Source organism: Saccharopolyspora sp. NPDC002686 (genome assembly GCF_040295745.1).
GTDB classification, from domain to species: Bacteria; Actinomycetota; Actinomycetes; order Mycobacteriales; family Pseudonocardiaceae; genus Saccharopolyspora; species Saccharopolyspora oryzae.
The window spans coordinates 1-2,773 of record NZ_JBEOVY010000574.1 but is presented as its reverse complement, the minus strand read 5'-3'; the positions used below and the strand labels follow the sequence as shown (position 1 = coordinate 2,773).

Genomic DNA, 2,773 nt, shown 5'->3' with positions numbered 1-2,773 from the left:
TCGTCCAGGGTCGCGCGGAAGCTCGGCAGCGGGACGTTGCTGATCAGCGCGTCGAACAGCAGCGCCGCGCCCTGTCCCGCCAGCGGTCCGGCCACCTGGTGCACGAGTTGCGGCACCCGCCCGGCCAGCACCGGGAACGCGCCCGGCCCGCGCTGCGGTCCCGCGCTCTTGTTGCGCGCCATCTCCGTCCTGATCCACTGCAGTCGCGCGACCGGGTCCGGCTCGGCCAGCGGCAGCTCGCACAGGTAGCCGGACAGCTGGTTGTTGCCGCCGCTGCGCTGGTTCGCACGGCGGCGGCACACCGGGACCAGCACTCGGACCGGGAGTTCGAGGTCGTGCCCGCGGGCGGCCAGCCAGCGGCGCAGGGCCCCGGAGATCACCGCGAGCACCACGTCGTTGGTCGTGCCGCCGTGCCGGGCGCGGATCTGGCGCAGCTCGGCCAGGTCCAGCGGCACGAGGGCGACTTTGCGTGCGGCGGAGCCGGAGGCGTGCAGGGGCGAATCCGACTGCGGGAGCCGCACGTTGCGCACCACCGAGGAGGCGATGCCCAGCGACTCCCCCGACTTCGCCAGGGTCGAGCGAACTGTGCCGAACAGATCCTGCGGACGTCCGAGCAGGCCCACCACGTCGCCGATCGGACTGCGCTGTTCCGGGACGGCTGCGGATTCCGGGGTGAGGCCGTCGAGCAGTCCGAGACCGACCTCCACCGCGTCGCGACCGTCGGCCAGCGCGTGGTGGAACTTCACCAGCACCGCGAACCGGCCCTCGGCCAGGCCCGTGATCAAGTGCAGCTCCCACAGCGGGCGACGCCGGTCCAGCGGCAGGGCGGCCAGTTCCGCGACCAGCTCGGCCAGCTCCTCGCGGCCGCCCGGGGTGGGCACCTGGTGGCCGTGCACGTGTTCGGCAGCGTCGAAACCGGGTGTCTCGGCCCAGCACGGCTGCATCCAGGACCGGTCCAGGCGCAGCCGCAGCCGCGCGATCCGCTGGGCGCGCTCGGCCAGCAGCGCCAGCAGCCGCTCGCGGTCCGACTCGCCCTGCGGGGCGAACAGCGCGACCGCACCGAGGTGCATCGGCGCGGTTTCCCGTTCCAGGCACAGGAAAGCCCAGTCGAGCGTGTTGATCCCAGTCGTCATCATCGGCACACCTCGTCGCGCGATCGACGCCGCACCGGAATCATCCGGCGCAGCGGTCAGAGAATTGTTTCCGAGCCGGGAACGCCCAGAGATCGACAAATGTCGGCGGCGAGCTTCTCGGCGAGTTCACCGAATGCCCGATCCGGCGATTCCGAAAACAATTCACCTTCAACCGCGGGTCCGTCGCCTGCGATCACGCGAGGCTCGGGCACTGCTGGCGGCACCGACATCGACCTGGTCCTCCCTGCTGCGGACGCCATCCGGCACGACCGGAAAACCCGTTTCCCATTCCGGAGTCCGACACGTCCTCTTCACGCCGGCGCACCATTGCACCCAGCAGCCGAGTCCGAAGTGGACTCCACTGCGAGCGGCGAATACCCCGACCATAACGGAACGGAATACGCGTCGGCGAACAGGGCGCCGTTAAAAGTGCATGAAACGCGGGGATGATCGCTTCGTTGCGTGCGCCCGAGCGGCACCTGGTCCCCCACACGGCCCACCGGGTCAGCCTGAATGCGACATCTGGCTCCGGAATCGGTGACACCGCGCATTCACCAGCTCAGCGCCCTGTGAGCGGATTCACCGGCGGTGCAAGCGAAAGACCCCGCCGCCCGGCGGTCGGACCGGGGCGGCGGGGTCGTTCGGTTCAGCGGGTCAGGCGGCCTTCAGCACGCCGTCGATCAGCCCGAGGTTGGCCAGCACCTCGCGGGTGGCCTTGGACCGGTTCAGGCTGTAGAAGTGCAGAGCCGGAACGCCTTCGGCGATCAGCTTCTCGCACAGCCGGGTGGTGATCTCCAGCCCGGCCGCCCGGAAACCGGCCGCGTCCTCGCGCAGCGGGTCCAGCACCGCCGACACCTCGTCCGGGATCGTCATGTTGCTCAGCTGGGTGGTCATGCCCAGCACCCTCGGCGTGGTGATCGGCATGATCCCGGGCAGCACCGGCTGGTGGCAGCCGTGCTGGGCCAACCGGTCCCGCAGCCGCAGGAAGCTCTCCGGCTCCAGGAACATCTGCGCCACCGAGAAGTCAGCCCCGGCCCGCAGCTTGTTGACCATGTGCTTGGTGTCCGACTCCAGGTCGGTCGAGCGCGGGTGCATGTACGGGAACGACGCGACGCCCACGTTGAAGTCACCGCACTCGCGCACCAAGCGCACCAGCTCGTCGGCGTAGGTGATGCCCTCCGGGTGCGGGATCCACTCGCCCATCGGGTCACCCGGCGGGTCGCCGCGGATCACCAGCACGTTCTTGATGCCCTCGGCCGCGTACGACCCGATGACGTGCCGCAGCTCGGCGATCGAGTGGTTCACCCCGGTCAGGTGCGCCATCGCCACCAGGGTGGTGTCGTTGGCGATCCGGCCGGTGGTGCGCACCGTGCGGTCCCGGCTGGATCCGCCCGCGCCGTAGGTGACCGACACGTAAGCGGGGTCCAGCGGCTCCAGCTCCCGGATGGCCCGCCACAGGTGGCGTTCCTCCTCGTCGGTCTTCGGCGGGAAGAACTCCACCGAGAACACCGTCTTGCCGGGGCGCAGCCGGTCGATGACTTTGGTCATTACTGGCCTCCCTCATTCCCAGCTTGGTCTCGTCAAGCGGCGGAGCCGCCCCGTCCGGCGCCACCGTGAGTCTTTTGGGCTGCCATGACGAC

At 70.0% G+C, this 2,773-nt stretch carries 3 protein-coding genes; all 3 read right to left on the bottom strand.

The genetic code is table 11. From position 1 onward, the window contains the following. On the bottom strand, window positions 1–1,136 hold a 1,136-nt coding region (locus tag ABTZ89_RS37730), incomplete at its 3' end, for a wax ester/triacylglycerol synthase domain-containing protein (protein ID WP_351054076.1). A gap of 53 nt (window positions 1,137–1,189) precedes the next feature. Next, window positions 1,190–1,363, bottom strand: a complete 174-nt coding sequence (locus ABTZ89_RS37725; RefSeq protein ID WP_270949634.1) for a hypothetical protein — start codon at window positions 1,361–1,363, stop codon at window positions 1,190–1,192. A gap of 424 nt (window positions 1,364–1,787) precedes the next feature. After that, window positions 1,788–2,681, bottom strand: coding sequence for a methylenetetrahydrofolate reductase (locus tag ABTZ89_RS37720; RefSeq protein ID WP_270949633.1), 894 nt, complete (start codon window positions 2,679–2,681; stop codon window positions 1,788–1,790). Between the last annotated feature and the right edge of the window lie 92 nt (window positions 2,682–2,773).